Below are 16,566 nucleotides of genomic sequence, written 5' to 3'. Positions count from 1 at the left end.
TTTTTGTTCTCAAGCTGCCCGGGCCGTCAACGAGACAAGATCAACTTACCATTTGCAAATTGGACGCTCGAGAAACGATGCAGATATTCCATCCCCAGAAGCGACTTGTCCAGCTCGCCCTCATTGACCCAGGCCGATACGTTCTGGTCGGTAATGGGCCCTGCGGTCAGGGTGTCAAGCCGCACCGGCGCCGTGCGCACCTCGCCGTTGGCGGTCAGGGCGCGGCCGAAATAGTTCAGTTGATCGGGATCGATGCCTACACGTTTTGCGTCCCGGGCACTGAGAACGATCTGGCTGGCGCCGGTGTCGACAAGAAAGTTGATCGGCTCACCATTCACCAAAACCGGAAGGTAATAGTGACCATCATAGGCACGAGGCACCTCGATCGCGTTGCCGGTGACGGTCATCTGCGGGGCAGGGCCAACCGAAGACCGTATGTCTTCCCACAAGCCGATGACGGCTATCACGCCAATAAAGATGAACACCCAGGCCATCATCTGTTGCAGGGTCTTGTTCAGCGATTGCCGGTTCTGAGAGATGAACCAGGCCACCACCGCTGCGCCGAGCAAGCTCAGATACGCCAAACGTGCAATGCTGTCGCCATCCATACCGTTATCCCAACAAGACTATCTGAGTGATACATGGGAATTCAGGACGCAAATCCAAAGGCCTTGAGGCCATCCAAGATGAACTGAACCGACAAAGCTGCCAGCAACATGCCCAGCAGGCGGGTCAGCACGTTCAGCCCGGTCTTGCCCAGAATACGGGCCACAGCGCCGGATGTCAGATACATCACGAACACCATCGCCAGCACGACCAGCATCACACCGATGACGATGGCCAACCCCTGTATACCGGGCTGCTGACCCGCAAGCAGGATCATCGTTGCAATCGATCCGGGGCCTGCAATCAGCGGGATGCCTAGCGGAAAGACCGATGGATCCGGGTGCTCTTCTTCCTCGGCGCTGGTTTCACGCCGTTTTGTTCGGCGTTCAAACAGCATGTCGAGCGCTGTCAGGAACAGCAGGACGCCACCTGCGACCCGGAATGCCTCCATCGAGATACCGACAAACCCCAGCAGGGCTTCGCCAAAGGCGGCAAACATGGCCAGAATGACGCCCGCCGTCAGACACGCGCGGATTGCGATCGAGCGGCGCGTGTTCCAATCCATGCCCTGGGTCAGCGCCACAAAGATCGGTGTTTGCGCAGGCGGGTCGAGCACCACGAATAGCGTCGTGAACGCAGTAATCAGGAATGCGCTGTCTATCACTGTTTGCTGCTCCGTTGCAGGTCTTGTAGGACCCGCAAGGCGTCTTGCGACTGCGCTGCGGGGACATAGATGTGGTCGTGGTGATATCCCGCGACCATGTTTGCAGGTATTCCCTGCCGCGCCAAAGCACCAGATACGGCAGCGGTAAGGCCCACGCCCTCCAGAGAGGAATGAACCTGCAATGTGATGCAGTGCATGGCGACCGTGTCTTGTGGCGCGCTGTCAATCGGGACGATCAGGGACAACCCCTCCGCCTCGACGCAGCTTGCACGTGTTCCGTCTGGCCAGGGTTTGTTGTCAGGCCAGACGACAAAGGCAAATTCACCGGGCTGCAAGTCGGGCTGCATACCTGCGATCATGGCGTCGGTGTCCGTGATGGGCGTGCTCATGCGGTTTCTGCCTGTTCAAGCCGTTCGGCGGCCGCGACCCACAATGCCTCGGCTTTTTGCATGGCCTCGGTGACTTCGGTGAACTTGCGGTTCCAGGTTTCCAGATCGTTGATCCTTTCGTCCTCGTACAGCGCCGGATCGGCCAGTTTGGTCGAAAGCCTGTCGTGCATTTCCGTCAGCTTTTTGATTCGGTCCTCGCATTTGCGCAGATCCGCACGCAAGGCCAGTATCGTCTCGCGTGGGGGGCGTTTCGATTTGACCGCGCGGGGCTTTTCCCTGACAGGTCTGTCGCGCGCCAGCAGCAGGGACCGATAGGCTTCAAGGTCGCCGTCGAAAGGTTTGACGGTACCGTCCGAAACCAGCCAGAGACGATCCGCGACAAGGCTCAGCAGGTGCATGTCGTGACTGACCAGAACCACCGCGCCGGAATAGGCCGTCAGCGCCTCGACCAGCGCCTCGCGGCTTTCGATGTCAAGGTGGTTGGTCGGCTCATCAAGGATCAGCATATGGGGCGCGTCGATCGTGGCGAGCAGCAGTGAAAGCCGCGCTTTCTGTCCGCCCGACAGGCGCCCGACCTCGGTTTCCGCCTGATCCGCATTTAACCCGAACCCGGCCAGACGCGAGCGCCACTTGCCCGGCGCTTCGTCGGGGCGCAGACGGCGCAGGTGGTCCAACGGCGTTTCGTCCACGTAAAGCTCATCCACCTGATGCTGTGCGAAATACCCGATGCGCAGCTTGTTGCTGCGGGTCATCTTGCCCCCCATGAGGGGCAGCCGGTCCGACAGCAGCTTGGACAAGGTCGACTTGCCCTGTCCGTTCTTGCCCAACAGCGCGATACGGTCATCCTGATCGATACGCAGGTTCAGGCGGCGCAGCACTTCGGTTTCGCCATAGCCGATGACGCCGCCTTCGATCTGGATGATCGGCGGCGACAGTTCCTCGGGTTCCGGAAAGCTGAAGGCGCGCAGGGCGGCCTCTTGCGGGGTCGAGACCAGTTGGATGCGTTCGATCATCTTCAGGCGCGACTGGGCCTGAACGGCCTTCGACGCCTTATAACGGAACCGATCCACAAAGCTTTGCAGATGTGCGATGCGGGCCTTGGCCTTGGCGTTTTCCGATTCCGCCTGTGCCAGCCGTTCCGCACGGCGTTCCGCGAACTTGTCGTAGGGCACCGCGTAATAGGTCAGCTTGCGGTCTTCCAGATGCAGGATCGACCCCACGGCGCGGTTCAGAAGGCCGCGGTCGTGGCTGATGATGATCACAGTGTGCGGATATTTGGCCAGGTAGCTTTCCAGCCACAGCGCGCCTTCGAGGTCCAGATAGTTGGTCGGTTCGTCCAGCAGCAGCAGATCGGGCTGAGAAAACAGCACCGCCGCCAGCGCTACGCGCATCCGCCACCCGCCCGAGAAATCCGAACAGGGGCGCTGCTGGTCTTCGTCGTCAAAGCCCAACCCCTTGAGGATCGAAGCTGCGCGGGCCTCGGCGGACCAGGCGTCGATATCGGCCAGACGTGTCTGAATCTCGGCGATGCGTATCGGGTCTTCGGCGCTTTCGGCCTCGGCCATCAACGCACTGCGTTCGGTATCGGCGGCCAGAACTGTATTGATCAGCGAGACGTCAGAGGAGGGCACCTCTTGCGCCACGCCACCGATCCGAGCGCGTTTCGGGACCGAGATATTTCCCGATTCCAAAGCCAACTCGCCCCGGATCAGGCGGAACAGCGTGGTCTTTCCGGTTCCGTTCCGACCGACAAGGCCAACCTTGTGACCATCGGGAATTGTCGCGGTTGCGCCGTCAAACAACGGGCGACCTTCAACGGCATAGGTGATGTCTTCGATCCGTAACATGGGGCGCTCTTAGCAGAGCTGTGTTGCCACCGCCAGCGGCTCGGCATGTTCAAGCTTTCAGCAATGTGATAGCGCTGTGTCGTTTGCTATTCAGAACGGTTTTCACATGCGCGCGGCCCGGACACCTCCGCACTTGGTCACTCTGATCTTTGCCACGGCACTGTCGGTTTTGTCATTGAACATGTTCCTGCCGTCTCTGGCCCACATGAGTACGGATTTCGGTGTGGATTATGGCTTGGTTAACCTGTCGGTTGCCGGGTATCTGGCGGTCTCAGCCGTGTTGCAACTGATCATGGGTCCGCTTTCCGATCGTTACGGGCGCAGACCGATACTTTTGATGTGCATCACCATCTTCGTCATCGCCTCAATCGGTTGCTCTCTGGCCGAGGCCATTTGGACCTTTCTGGGCTTTCGTCTTTTGCAGGCCGCGGTGGTGGCTGGGTCAGTTCTTTCAAGCGCATCGATCAGAGATCGGTATCCGCCGAATGAGGCTGCAAGCAAACTGGGGTATGTGGCGATGGCCATGGCTTTGGCCCCAATGCTTGGCCCTATGCTGGGTGGGACACTCGACATGCTCTTTGGCTGGCGCTCGGGATTTGCTCTTTACACTGTGCTGGGGGCAGGGCTGCTGGTTTTGCTTTGGTTCGACATGGGCGAGACCAATACAAACCGCTCTTCAACCTTTACCGCCCAATTGCGCGAGTATCCGGATCTGTTTCGCGCCCGCCGATTCTGGGGTTATGCCTTATGCGCTTCGTTTTCGATTGGTGGGTTCTACAGCTTCATCACCGGTGCGCCATTGGTCGCCGCCGCGTGGTTTGATCTGAGCCCTGTCATGTTGGGCCTTGGGATTGGTATCATAACAGGCGGGTTCATGGTCGGTAACTTCGTTACTGGTCGGATCGCGGCACGGACACGTCTGACCACAATGATCCTGATCGGCCGCGTTGTGGCTTCGACCGGGCCATTCTGCGGATTGCTTCTGTTCATCGCCGGGCTGGGGTCAGTCTGGGTATTCTTCGGTTCGGCCATCTGCGTTGGGTTCGGCAATGGACTGACCAATGCAAACGCTTCGGCAGGGGTCATGTCCGTGCGACCCAAACTGGCAGGCAGCGCGGCAGGGTTGTCCGGGGCGATGGTGGTCGGGCTTGGCGCGATCCTGACCTCGATGACGGGTGCGTTTGTCAGCCCTGAAAACGGGCCGTTTCTGGTTCTGGGCATGATGTGGGCCAGCAGTTTTGCAGGTCTGCTTGCAGTGCTTTACGTTCGGCGTCTGGACCGGACAGATCCTTTGCCGGATACATTCTGAGCGCCAAAGCGGCAGGCAAACCATCATAACACTTTTCATGAGCGAAAGACCGTGATACGCGGCGCGCGATGGATTTCGGCGCGGACCCGCGCCACATTGTAAGGAGAGGCCGACATGGCACTGGAACGTACATTCTCGATCATCAAACCCGACGCAACGCGCCGCAATCTGACTGGAAAGATCAACGCCAAGTTCGAAGAAGCCGGGCTGCGTATCGTTGCGCAGAAGCGCATCCACATGACCAAGGAACAAGCCGGCAAGTTCTACGAAGTGCACGCCGAGCGCCCGTTCTATGACGAACTGTGCGAATTCATGTCTTCGGCTCCGGTCGTTGTTCAGGTTCTGGAAGGCGAAGGTGCCATTGCGAAGAACCGTGAAGTTATGGGTGCAACCAACCCGGCGGACGCAGCACCGGGCACCATCCGCGCCGAGTTCGCTGAATCGGTTGGCGAAAATTCGGTTCACGGTTCCGACGCTCCGGAAACCGCGGCTGTTGAGATCGCATATTTCTTCTCGGGCATCGAACTGGTCGGCTAAGCCGGTTTTTTGCCGAAAGATCGGGCCGCTCCGCCAGGAGCGGCCTTTTTTATTCAGACCTGCTTTAGATCTTTGGTTGCAACGCGGACCCCGATGGCATCCAGATCGGCAACCATCTGGTTTTCCGGCGCGGCGCTGTTGCCGGCCTTGATCGCGTCGAAACGCTGTCGCAGCTTCTTCTTCTCTTCACCCTTGCAATCATTCCAAGGGCGTCCCTGAAGCCCCATCACCAAAACATAGTAGCCGATGAAATGTGCTTTGGTGCCAGCCCGCAAAAGCCGGGCATAGGCTTCATCCGGTCCCAGCTGTCGCAGTTCTTCAGCCGAGTGGATGCCGGCGCGCGCGCAGGCCTGCTCGAAAGCCGGTCCAAGGTTGCGGATCGAAGAAACTGGATCGCTCATTAGCCTGTCTTAATTGCACCTCTGGGGTCTGTCACCCATGTTTGCGCGTTGGCGCAACATAATGTCTTGCTGTCTTCTGGTGTTTCCGCTCTCATGAAGTCATGCTGCCTCGGCGGTCCGGGTTTCAAAAGCCAACAGATACCAAACGTGGGTCGGTCCAGGGCCAGACAAACTGCTGACCAAGGTAAAAGCCGGTTACGCTGAACGTGATGAAAGATCAGAACCGTCGAAGAAGGAACCAGCGTGCAGAAGATCGTTGAGGCAAATGTCAATGAATACCTGAAAACGCCCCGGATTGGTGGATCATGACCGATCCTTCAGGTGTTCAGTGCATTCTGTCCCAATCCATTGACCAAGCGCATGTTGAAAAGCTCATTCCCGGGTTCACGATCGGGATCGACCCACCAGCGGAATCGAGATCTTTCGTGCTTTTGGATTGCCACGATCAATCGTTGCGGAATTCAGGTCGTGTTCTGGTTGAGGTCGCAGAAACACTGTGGCTTTTCCAGAATGGCCGCGCGCCGCTGTCTCAACGCTGCAAGGGGCAGGGGCGGTTTGTTCATGACCTGCCGCAGGGTCCGGTGAAAGCGGCTTTGAAGGGTTTCCCCAAACTGCGTGCGCTGATGCAGATCGGAACCGGAGAGATTCAGACGAAACCCCTCGCCGTATTGGATGAGCTGGAGAAAATGCTGGTCAGGGGAACGGCTTGGTGCCTGTCTTCGCAGACGGGTCAGGCAGCAATCGTTCAGCTTCAGCGGCTGCGGGGGTATGAGAAAGAATTTCAAAAGGTGAACACCGCGATTTCCGCCTTGTCCGTGGGCGGGCCGGGTGTCGAAGCGCTTTGTGCCGGACTTTTCCCAGGCATGGCCGCCTATCGGGCCAAGCCAGAGATCAAGTTGGGGGAAGCTGAGCCATCTATTCAGGTCGCGGCAGATATTATTCAAACATATCTGGAAGTTGCCCGGCAAAACGAATATGGGGTGATAGCCGATATCGACACAGAGTTTCTGCATGATTACCGGGTGTCATTGCGAAAGGTCCGCTCGGTGATCAGCCTGTTCAAAGGCGTTTTTTCAGACACGCAGACAGTGCAATTGAAACGTGTCTTTTCCGATCTCATGGCCGCCACCGGGCGTATGCGTGATCTGGATGTCTATCTTCTGGAAAAAGATAAATACTTCAGTCTTGTACCGCCCAGTCTTCACGCGGGTCTGCAAGAGATGTTCGACCTTTTCGAGAAGGAGCGTGCCGAGGAACTGTCACGCTTGTCCCGCCGGTTGCGCAGTGACGAATACAACGCCCGTATGTCCGATCTGACGGCGATGTTCAACGGAACAGACCGCCTGACGCCCGGATCAAACGCGAAACGGGCAGCACATGAATACGCGTGCGCATTGATCTGGAAACGGTATCGCACGGTCTGCAAAATCGCACGCGGTGTCAATGACGAAACTCGGGACGAAATCGTGCATGACCTTCGTATTGATTGCAAGAAACTGCGCTATCTGATGGAGATTTTTGGGCCTCTGTTCGATGAAAAGAGCTTCAAGAAAATCATCAAGCCATTGAAAAAGCTACAAGACAATCTGGGCGTGTTCAACGACTGTGCTGTTCAGCAAAAGTCCTTGACGGCTTTTGTCGCGCAGCACAGCGACACGCGGGGCCGTGTGGATGCGCGGATGGGCCTGGCCGTGGGGGGATTGATTGCCGTTCTGGATCAGCGCCAAAAGGCCGAGCGGAGCCGCGTGATTGCCAGCTTTCAGAAGTTTGACGGGCCAGATACCCGGCGCCTGTTTCGGAACTTGTTTCACCGAAAAAAGGAGTGAGGAATGAAGATCATTGCCTGTTACAGCAACAAGGGCGGTGTCGGCAAAACCGCTACTTCGGTGAATCTGGCTTATTCCTATGCGCAGGCGGGGCAACAGGTGCTGTTGTGCGATCTCGACCCCCAGGGCGCTTCAGGGTTCTACTTTCGGGTGAAGCCATCAAAAAAGCTGAAGGATGCGCGGTTTTTCGAGGATGTGGAGCGGTTTATCAAGGCGATCCGGGCCAGCGATTTCGAAGGGCTGGACGTTCTGCCGGCGAACCTGACCTTCCGCGACTTCGACGTGTTCCTGTCGCGGATGCGATACAAACGCTCGCGGCTGAAAAAAGCTTTGATGGCCGCGGGCAGCGACTATGACGTGATCGTTCTGGATTGCCCGCCCAACTTTTCGACTTTGTCTGAAAATGTCTTCAAGGCTGCCGATGAAATCGTTGTGCCGGTCATGCCGACAACCCTGTCCGAGCGGAGTTTCGATCAGTTGGTGAGCTTTTTTGAACAACACAAGCTGCGCAAGAAAAAGCTGCGCGCCTTTTTTTCGATGGTGCAACACCAGAAGGTTTTGCATCAGGAAACCATGAAGGCGATGCGCAAGCTGTATCCGAAACGCTTTTTGCGGACGGTGGTTCCTTTCGCTGCGGATATTGAAAAGATGGGTCAGAATCGTGCCCCGGTCTGTATTTATGCCGGGCGCAGTGCGGCCTGTGCGTCTTACAGGGCGCTGTTTGAAGAGCTGGAAAATGGAGTGATTTCGAACCAATGAGCAAGGAAATCGAGCGCAAGTTTCTGGTTTCAAGCCTGCCGGACCTGAGCAAAGCGAAAAAGGCCGTCGTAAGACAGGGTTATCTGACGGCCCCCGACGATTCCACCGAGCTGCGGCTGAGGCAAAAGAACGATGCGTATTTCCTGACCTTGAAAGGGGTTGGTGGCCTGGTCCGGTTAGAGCGAGAGGCTGAGATAACTGCGGATCAGTTCGAAACCTTCTGGCCGGAAACAGAAGGGCGCAGGGTGGAAAAAGAGCGCTACACCGGCCATTTGCCGGATGGTTTGCTGTTTGAGCTGGACGTCTTTTCAGGCGATCTGGCGCCGCTACGCTTGGTCGAGGTAGAATTCACTTCGGAGGAGCAGGCCAAAGCATACGTGCCACCGGATTGGTTCGGTGCGGATGTCACTGCCGACACGCGATACAAGAACAAGACCATGGCGATATACGGTGTTCCGGATTAACGCAGTTGCGCCAGATTGATCGTGGTTTCCAGCCCGGGGTCGCAGTTCCGGGCGGCAAATTTTCCGCCGTGCATATGTGAGATTGCGGCCACCAGAGCCAGGCCCAAACCCGCATTCCGTTCCGTCCGCGCGGGGTCAAGTGTCACGAAGGGAAGCTGAAGGCGATCCAGTTCTTTAGGCGGTACGCCGGGGCCACGATCCCTGACGCTCAGTTGGGTGAATCCGTCGCGAGTACCGATCGAAATCGTGATTGCAGTATGTTCCGGCGCGTAACGCATTGCGTTTTCCAACAGATTGGAAAGAGCTTGCGACAGAAGGGGCCGGTGCCCCTGAATGGCAGGGGCGGAACCTTTGACTTCAAGCTGCACGCCTTGATCGGCGGCCACCGGGTCATAAAGCTCGACAACATCACCAACAAGTTGCTGCAAATCGATGGTTTCGAATTGCTCGCGCCCCAGGCCGGCCTCGGCCCGAGAGATTTCAGTGAGCTGCCCCAGAACCCGCAGGACGTGATCGATTTCACCCGTCGCCCGCGCAATGTCGATCTCGCGATCCAAGTCGCTTTTGTCGGGTTCAGAGAGGGCCTCGACCCTTTGGCGCAGACGAGACAAAGGTGAGCGGAGATCATGAGCAATCGAATTAGATGTGGTCCGAAGGTTGCTTATCAACTCCTCGATCCGGTCAAGCATGTTGTTCAATGTGCCTGAAACCTGATCGAATTCGTCCCCGGTTCCGCGCAGCGGCATCCGTTTTGACAGGTCGCCTGAAACGATATTCTCGGCCGTACTGGCGATATCCGAAAGGCGTGAAAACACCAAACGCGTGAACAACCAGCCAGTGATGACGCTCAGAACCAAAGCAATCCCAAGCGCCAACGCAACCGAGCGAAACAAAACCCTGTCGAATTGCTGGCGCGACGCTGCATCCCGTCCAACCAGCAGGCGCTCGCCGCCCGGCAGGCGGATGGATGCAGCTGAAACCGGCACAAGCTGATCATTGTCGGCCCGGCGCAATTCCAAGTCCACCCAACCGCTTCCAGCGGCAATGTTCACCGGCCAAGACTTGAGATTGCCGACAAGTTTGACTCCCAACCTGTCTGTCAAAAGATACAGCGCGTCCCGCTCGGCGGCACTTGGCAAACGGCGCTCAATTGCAGTGATCAAACCTATAAGCCCACGCCTTTCGTATTCATCCGCAAGCCCTGTCAACTCGGCTGACACGACCGAGCGGGTTTCGGCCTCGATGCTTCGGTTGGCGGTCACATAGACGATGGCGAGCACAGACGCCGTCAAAATCGTGCTCAGAAACATGCTGGTTGCAACCAGCCTTGTGCGGGAATTGTTCAGGGAAAGCCGAAGGTTATCCATCGGACATCATGTAACCCGCTCCGCGGACGGTTTCAATCAACGGCGCGTCACCGCCTTCGTCCAACTGGCGTCGCAACTTCGAAATATGCACGTCCACGACGTTGGTGTTCGGGTCAAAATGATAATCCCAAACCCCTTCAAGCAACATGGTGCGCGACACCACACGGTTTTTGCGGCGCAGGAAAAATTCGAGAATCTGAAACTCACGCGGTGTCAGAGTGATCTCGTGCCCATCGCGTGTGACTTTGCGAGTCAACAAGTCCATCTGAAGGTCTTTGCAAGTCAATGTCGGCGTCTCTTCGGATTCCTGAGGGCGACGCAAAAGGGCTTCGATTCTGGCGTGCAACTCCTGAAACGAAAAAGGCTTGACCAGGTAGTCGTCAGCGCCCGAGCGCAGTCCTTTGACCCTTTCGTCCACAGCGCTCATCGCAGTCAGCATCAAAACCGGGGTTTTCAAACCGGCGGCCCGCATTGACTTGATCAGCGACAGCCCATCCAGACCGGGCAGCATCCTGTCAAGAACAATGGCGTCAAACCCACCGTCCGTGGCATGGTACAACCCCTCACGACCGTCAGCGGCGGTTTCGACCACATACCCCTCTTCGCCAAAACCTTTGGCGATGAAGTCCCTGGTGTCAGCATCATCTTCGACGATCAACAGACGGCGGCTCATGGTCGGGATCCTTTCTTTTGATATTTAAACACAAATTTTAACTAAAGCATATGGTTAGAAGAAGTTCTTGCCGGGTGCTGGGCCGGCACCCGGCAAGCCCGGCGGATAGTGGACAACTCTGATCCGCCGGGTGAGGCGTGCGCCGAAAATCCCCATCAAGCGGCGCACGCATGTTCAAGGTCAGGCCAGTTCGACCGCGACAAAAATCTGGCTGCCGCCACGGTTGATCAGCACCAGGGCAGGATCGGTTTTCTCACTGTCCAGCGCAGATTTCAGCGCGTCCGGAGAGACAGTGTCCTGATTGCCGAGCTTGACGATCACATCGCCGCGTTGCAGGCCGGCCTTTGCCGCTGGGCTGTCGGGCTTCAGGTCGGTGACGACGACGCCCTGGACGGTTTCAGCAACACCGGTTTCTGCCCGAACCGCTTCGGTCAGGGGGGCCACGGTCACACCCAGTGTTGTTCCCGCAATTTCCGCCTCGACCGGTTTGTCGGCCTCGGCTGTTGCGGCCTGATGCTGGCCAACCGTCAAGGTCACCGTTTCCATCCTGCCGTCACGCAAAACGGTCAGAGTGCTGTCGGTGCCGACCTTGGTCGTGCCCACAAGGATGGGCAGGTCACCGCTGGATTCCACGGCATCGTCGTTGAAGGTCAGGATAACGTCTCCCTGCTTCAGGGCGCCGTCTGCCGGGCTGCCCGCAACCACGTCAGACACCAGCGCGCCCGAGGAAGCCTCGATTCCCAACGCTGCCGCAAGTTGTGGGCTTACGTTCTGGATCGACACGCCCAGCCAACCGCGGCTCACCTGTCCGTCATCCCGCAGATCGGCCGCGATGTGTTCAACGATGTTGGACGTGACGGCAAATCCAAGCCCCACCGAACCACCGCTGGGCGAATAGATGGCCGAGTTCACACCGACCACTTCGCCATCCATGTTGAACAGGGGACCGCCCGAGTTGCCCTTGTTGATCGCTGCATCCGTCTGGATGAACTCGGCATAAGGGCCTTCCGAGATGTTGCGGCCTTTTGCCGAAACGATGCCCGTGGTCACGGTCGAGCTGAGGCCGAAGGGGTTGCCGATGGCGACCACGTCTTCACCTACGCGGATTTCATCACTGTCGCCAAGCTCTACGGCTTGCAGGTCAGTTCCCGCGTCGATTTTCAGAACCGCGATATCCGTCAGCGGGTCCGTTCCGACCACTTCGGCGTCGAAGGTACGATCATCGCTGAGCCTTACGGTCACGGTCGAGGCATTGTCGACGACATGGTGATTGGTGACAATGTATCCGGCTTCGTCCAGAACAAATCCCGAACCCAGGCCCTGAGACGGGCCGCGTTGCGGCATGTTGAACCCTTCGGGGCCGCCGAAGCGTTTGAAGAATTCACCAAACGGGTGTCCTTCGAAGTCAAAGTTCTGCCCCTGGGCTGGGGTCGGCACTGCGTCTTGTTCAGCGATGATGGTTACGACCGATGGTGAAACGGTCTCAACCAGGTCAGCCAATGCCTCGTCCGCCATGGAAGGGATAGCCGTCGTTGCCAGTAGGGCCGCGCCGAGCGCACTGACACCGACCCAGTTGGAAGTGCGGGGAAGTAAAAGCGAGGATTTGCGGATGCTCATTTGTGTCTCCTGATTATCGTCGCGCAGTTGCGGCTGCGCGTTGAGACAACAGATGCATGCTCAGAATTGGCGTTTCCTGACTGATCAATTAATAAATCTTAATTTTGCCACAAAGTCGGTGTTGGCTTGCGGTCGACGTCAATCGGGATTCGCGGAATTTCACCGACCAAGACCGCAGCGAATCGGAGGATTGTTGCTAAAAATGGCGTCAAACTTTCAAAAACATTGAATTTGTTTTGTTTTGTTGACAATCATCCTTCCAAATGATGGGGAAAAGAGCTGCTCTTCCAATGGTTGTGGGTGGGTTTGGTTGAGACATGGCTTGACACAAAAAAAATGTGGATGATTACGGATATTGGCTAATAAGTTTGCGTTTAATCACGAATCGCTACCTCTTGTGAAAACAGTCTATCGCCTTTAAGTTGATTTCTGGTTGGCGCGATGTTGCGTAAAAGCCATTTGAACAAGACCCAAATTAACCCTTCCTTCCAATTTTACGTTGTTTCGAGCGATCGGATAAGTGAGGATGAAGGTGCCCAAGTGAGGGGAGCCAAAAGCGCTAGGGGGCGCTGGCGGCTAACTCGATCACCAAAAGTGATAACGGCGTGTTAACGAGGGGGTCTTGTTTAGGTTTGGCTGTTTGAGAGCCGGGGTGTTTCTGAAAGCACACTGGCCGCGCTTTGGAGATTGAGCAAAGTGGTAGTCCTGTTTTGGGCACCGGCCCGGTCGATAAGACCGGGCCGTGTTTGTTCAGGGGGCATGTTTTTTGCTCCAGGCCTTCCAGTCACCCGGGGTATCCAGATCCAACAGTGCGTTTCGGCCGGGCAGGGGATGCAGATGAACACTGTTTTGATGCTTTCGCACGATCTTCTGGGCACCGTCGTCCCCCTGCAATTGTGACAGTTGATCAAAAAGGGATCTGTCAAACACCACCGGATGACCGGGCTTTCCTTCCTCGGTCGTCCCACGCCAGATCAGGTTGTGGGGATGGGTTTCTCGCGCTTTCAGGATTGCTGCCAGGTCAGCTTCTGTCAGATCGGGCAGATCAGCCAGAAAAACCATCGCGGCGGGTGCATCAGGTGGCAGGTTTTGGATCGCGGCGCGCAAACTGGCGTTCATGCCTTCTGCCGCATCCCGGACCGGAACGATCTGAACATCCATGCCATCAAGCGCGCCATATCTTGGATTTGGTTCAGGGGGCAGGGCGACGATCACAGGTCCCACGGCGCAGGCCACGCTTGCAGAGCGGGCGATCAACGGGATGCCGTTGATCGGCTGCATCAATTTGTCGATGCCGCCCATGCGGCTGGATTGGCCAGCCGCCAGAAGGATAATGGGTATTTCAGTCATTTCAGCACAATGCCGTCAGCCCGAGCCCGAGTCATCCCCTCATTCGGGCGCCATCTGCGTCAAACAAGGGTGTCGAGATGACCTTTGCCTTGCGCATCTGGCCCAGTATTTCGATCTTCGTTTCAAGCCCATCTGCTGCGCGTTCGGTTGGCAGAAAACCGATGGCGACGGACTTGCGGGCATAATGCGAATAACCGCCCGAGGTGCAAAAGCCCACAACCTTGCCGTCCAGCCAGATCGGTTCATAGGCGTTCACGTCAGCATCGACTGCATCGACTTCAAAGGCCACCAGCCTGCGCGCGGGGCCGTTGGCACGTTCCGCCTCGGCGGCGGCGCGGCCGATGAAATCGGCGTCCTTGCCAAAGGCGATGAAGCGATCCAGCCCGGTTTCGGCGGGGGTATAGTCGGGTGAGAATTCGCGCATCCACGAGCCGAAGAACTTGTCCAGCCGCAGGCTCATCATCGCGCGCATGCCGAAGGGGGTGATGCCGTGCGGTTGGCCGGCCTGCCAAAGCGTCCACCACAGCTGCCGCTGCGCCATCGGATCGCAGTAGATCTCGAACCCCAGGTCGCCGGAATAGCTGACCCGTTGCACGATGCAGTCGGTCATGCCGACGACCATGCGGCGCACGTCCATGAAGCGCATGTCGCTGATATCGGCGCGGGTGCAGGCAGCCAGAACCTCGCGGGCATTGGGGCCTGCAATCTGGAACCCGTTGCGTTTGTCGCTGATATTCTCAATGGTTATGCCGTCTTCCTGATGCTGCCGGAACCAGCGCATGTGGAAATTCTGCGCACCATATGAGGCGGTGAGCTGGAACTCTTCCTCGCCCAGGCACGACACGGTGAAGTCCCCGATCAGCTTGCCCTTGGGCGACAGCATCGGCGTCAGCGACAGGCGGCCCGGCTTGGGGATGCGCCCGGCCATGATCCGATCCAGCCAGTCGCGGGCGCGGGGGCCTGTCACAAGGTATTTGCCGAAATTATGCACCTCGTTGATGCCGACGCCCTCGCGCACGGCGCGCACCTCGCGGCCCGTTGCCGCGAAGGCGTCCGAGCGGCGGAAGGAGGGGGTTTCATAGGTCGGCTCGTCCTCCTGCGCGAAATAGTTCGGCACCTCGAGCCCGTATTGCTGGCCCCAGACCGCGCCCAGATCGCTGAAGATGTCATACATCGGCGTGGTGCGGTTGGGGCGGGCGGCGGGCAGTTCCTCGTTCGGGTAGGCGACAGAGAAGCGTTTCTGATAGTTCTCGATCACCTTGGGGCGGGTGTAGCCGGGGGTGATCCAGTCGCCGAAGCGGGCGACGTCCATGGCAAAGACGTCGCGCTCGGGCTCGCCCTCGATCATCCATTGCGCCAGCGTCAGGCCGACGCCGCCGCCCTGGCTGAAGCCGGCCATCACGCCGCAGGCCGACCAGTAGTTGCGCACGCCGGGCACTGGTCCGACCAGCGGATTGCCGTCGGGGGCAAAGGTGAAGGGGCCGTGGATTACCGATTTCACCCCGGCCTCGGCCAGAACCGGGAAGCGGCGATAGGCGAACTCGATGCTGTCGGTAATCTTGTCGAAATCATCAGGCAGCAGCTCGTGCCCGAACTCCCACGGAGTGCCGTCCACGGCCCAGGGCTTGCAGGGCTGTTCGTAGAACCCGATGCACAGGCCGCGCCCTTCTTGCCGCAAATAACTTTCACCGGCCGGGTCCATGACGTGCGGATGTTCGCCGCCCGCGTCGATGATCGCCTCGATCTGAGGGATGTTGTCGGTGACGAGGTATTGATGCTCCATCGGGTGCAGCGGGAAGTAGATGCCCGCCATCGCGCCGACCTCGCGCGCCCAGAGGCCGCCGGCGTTGACGATATGCTCGGCATGGATGGTGCCCTTGTCGGTGACCACGTCCCATGTACCGTCGGGGCGCTGGTTGGTCTCGCGCACCATGCAGTGGGTCTCGATCGTGGCGCCGCCCATGCGCGCGGCCTTGGCATAGGCATGGGTCGTGCCCGAGGGGTCGAGGTGCCCGTCCAGAGGGTCATAAAGCGCACCGATGATGCCGTCGGTGTTGGCGATTGGGGCGATCTTCTTGATCTCGTCGGGGCCGACGATCTCGGTTTCCAGCCCCATGAAGCGGTGCTTGGCGCGTTCGGCCAGCAGCATGTCGAACCGGTCCTGATTGTCGGCCAGCGTGATGCCGCCCACATGGTGCAGCCCGCAGGACATGCCGGTGATCTCTTCCAGCTCATTATACAGCCGGATAGTATAGCCCTGCAGCGCGGCCATGTTGGTGTCGCCGTTGAGCGTATGAAACCCGCCCGCCGCGTGCCATGTCGATCCGCTGGTCAGTTCCGACCTCTCCAGCAGCATCACGTCGGACCAGCCCAGCTTGGTCAGGTGATAGAGCACCGAGCATCCGACGACGCCGCCCCCGATGACGGCAACCTGACAGGTGGTTTTCACAGTGTTCCTCCCCATGACTTTGGAAAAAACTGTCGAGCCGATGGGGATATTACTCGTCTGTTAGCGACAACAAGTGTCGCATGTCACCTATTGCACCAGCTTTGGATTTCACAGCCTTCTCGCGCAGCCAATGTCGTCAAAACCTGTAGCCGAGGGCAAACAAACAGGCGGTCTGGGCCTCGTTCAGCACGACATCGCCCTGTGGTTTTTCGGCCTTGAAGGCTGCTTTTCCACTTTACTGCACAGCTGAAACAAAGTCGGGGTGATCAAACTGGCCCATCTCGCCCAGCTCCGTGCTTGGGTCGAAC

15 protein-coding genes are annotated in these 16,566 nt (G+C 58.1%); 5 read left to right on the top strand and 10 right to left on the bottom strand.

The genetic code is table 11. The features are described from left to right. Window positions 1-26 precede the first annotated feature (26 nt). The 4 genes from I9184_RS06420 to I9184_RS06405 are packed head-to-tail and all read right to left on the bottom strand — an operon-like array spanning window position 27 to window position 3,506. Window positions 27-608 (bottom strand): TIGR02281 family clan AA aspartic protease, encoded by a 582-nt coding sequence (locus I9184_RS06420; RefSeq protein ID WP_209833332.1) that lies wholly within the window; start codon window positions 606-608, stop codon window positions 27-29. 41 nt (window positions 609-649) lie between these two features. Then, window positions 650-1,270 (bottom strand): MarC family protein, encoded by a 621-nt coding sequence (locus I9184_RS06415; protein WP_171632979.1) that lies wholly within the window; start codon window positions 1,268-1,270, stop codon window positions 650-652. Beyond that, window positions 1,267-1,659, bottom strand: a complete 393-nt coding sequence (locus I9184_RS06410; protein WP_171723418.1) for an ACT domain-containing protein — start codon at window positions 1,657-1,659, stop codon at window positions 1,267-1,269. Before I9184_RS06410 ends, I9184_RS06415 begins: the two co-directional genes overlap by 4 nt. Beyond that, complete coding sequence (locus tag I9184_RS06405) at window positions 1,656-3,506, bottom strand: ABC-F family ATP-binding cassette domain-containing protein (protein WP_209833330.1); 1,851 nt, start codon at window positions 3,504-3,506, stop codon at window positions 1,656-1,658. The genes I9184_RS06410 and I9184_RS06405 overlap by 4 nt, the downstream gene beginning before the upstream one ends. A gap of 106 nt (window positions 3,507-3,612) precedes the next feature. On the opposite strand from I9184_RS06405, the gene I9184_RS06400 reads away from it, so the two are divergent. Then, window positions 3,613-4,815, top strand: a complete 1,203-nt coding sequence (locus I9184_RS06400; protein WP_209833723.1) for a multidrug effflux MFS transporter — start codon at window positions 3,613-3,615, stop codon at window positions 4,813-4,815. A 114-nt stretch (window positions 4,816-4,929) separates the two neighbouring features. Then, entirely contained in the window at window positions 4,930-5,352 is a 423-nt protein-coding gene (gene ndk, locus I9184_RS06395; protein WP_068334875.1) for a nucleoside-diphosphate kinase, read from the top strand. A gap of 53 nt (window positions 5,353-5,405) precedes the next feature. Here ndk and I9184_RS06390 read toward each other — a convergent pair whose 3' ends face one another. Then, window positions 5,406-5,753, bottom strand: a complete 348-nt coding sequence (locus I9184_RS06390; protein WP_171632970.1) for a TfoX/Sxy family protein — start codon at window positions 5,751-5,753, stop codon at window positions 5,406-5,408. 305 nt (window positions 5,754-6,058) lie between these two features. Between I9184_RS06390 and I9184_RS06385 the strand changes: the two genes are divergently transcribed. From I9184_RS06385 to I9184_RS06375, 3 genes are read left to right on the top strand one after another with little or no spacing between them, the layout of a single operon-like run. Further along, on the top strand, window positions 6,059-7,579 hold the full coding sequence (locus I9184_RS06385) for a CHAD domain-containing protein (RefSeq protein ID WP_209833328.1): 1,521 nt from the start codon (window positions 6,059-6,061) through the stop codon (window positions 7,577-7,579). 3 nt (window positions 7,580-7,582) lie between these two features. Then, on the top strand, window positions 7,583-8,338 hold the full coding sequence (locus I9184_RS06380) for an AAA family ATPase (protein WP_209833326.1): 756 nt from the start codon (window positions 7,583-7,585) through the stop codon (window positions 8,336-8,338). Next, window positions 8,335-8,802, top strand: coding sequence for a CYTH domain-containing protein (locus tag I9184_RS06375; protein ID WP_171723413.1), 468 nt, complete (start codon window positions 8,335-8,337; stop codon window positions 8,800-8,802). The genes I9184_RS06380 and I9184_RS06375 overlap by 4 nt, the downstream gene beginning before the upstream one ends. On the opposite strand, the gene I9184_RS06370 is transcribed toward I9184_RS06375, so the two are convergent. From I9184_RS06370 to I9184_RS06350, 5 genes are all read right to left on the bottom strand, one after another. Continuing rightward, complete coding sequence (locus I9184_RS06370; RefSeq protein WP_171328677.1) at window positions 8,799-10,169, bottom strand: ATP-binding protein; 1,371 nt, start codon at window positions 10,167-10,169, stop codon at window positions 8,799-8,801. The two genes, I9184_RS06375 and I9184_RS06370, sit on opposite strands and share 4 nt — an antisense overlap. Next, complete coding sequence (locus I9184_RS06365) at window positions 10,162-10,842, bottom strand: response regulator transcription factor (protein WP_152457754.1); 681 nt, start codon at window positions 10,840-10,842, stop codon at window positions 10,162-10,164. Before I9184_RS06365 ends, I9184_RS06370 begins: the two co-directional genes overlap by 8 nt. A 180-nt stretch (window positions 10,843-11,022) precedes the next feature. After that, window positions 11,023-12,459: a DegQ family serine endoprotease gene (locus I9184_RS06360; RefSeq protein ID WP_209833324.1), complete on the bottom strand. Its 1,437-nt coding sequence runs from the start codon at window positions 12,457-12,459 to the stop codon at window positions 11,023-11,025. Window positions 12,460-13,209: 750 nt separating this feature from the next. Next, entirely contained in the window at window positions 13,210-13,809 is a 600-nt protein-coding gene (locus I9184_RS06355) for a nucleotidyltransferase family protein (protein ID WP_209833322.1), read from the bottom strand. Window positions 13,810-13,840: 31 nt separating this feature from the next. Next, complete coding sequence (locus I9184_RS06350; protein ID WP_209833320.1) at window positions 13,841-16,258, bottom strand: FAD-dependent oxidoreductase; 2,418 nt, start codon at window positions 16,256-16,258, stop codon at window positions 13,841-13,843. Window positions 16,259-16,566 lie beyond the last annotated feature (308 nt).

The organism is Ruegeria sp. HKCCE3926, from assembly GCF_017872515.1.
Classification (GTDB): domain Bacteria; phylum Pseudomonadota; class Alphaproteobacteria; order Rhodobacterales; family Rhodobacteraceae; genus Ruegeria.
The sequence above is the reverse complement of the archived record's forward strand: the minus strand, read 5'-3'. Positions and strand labels throughout refer to the sequence as shown.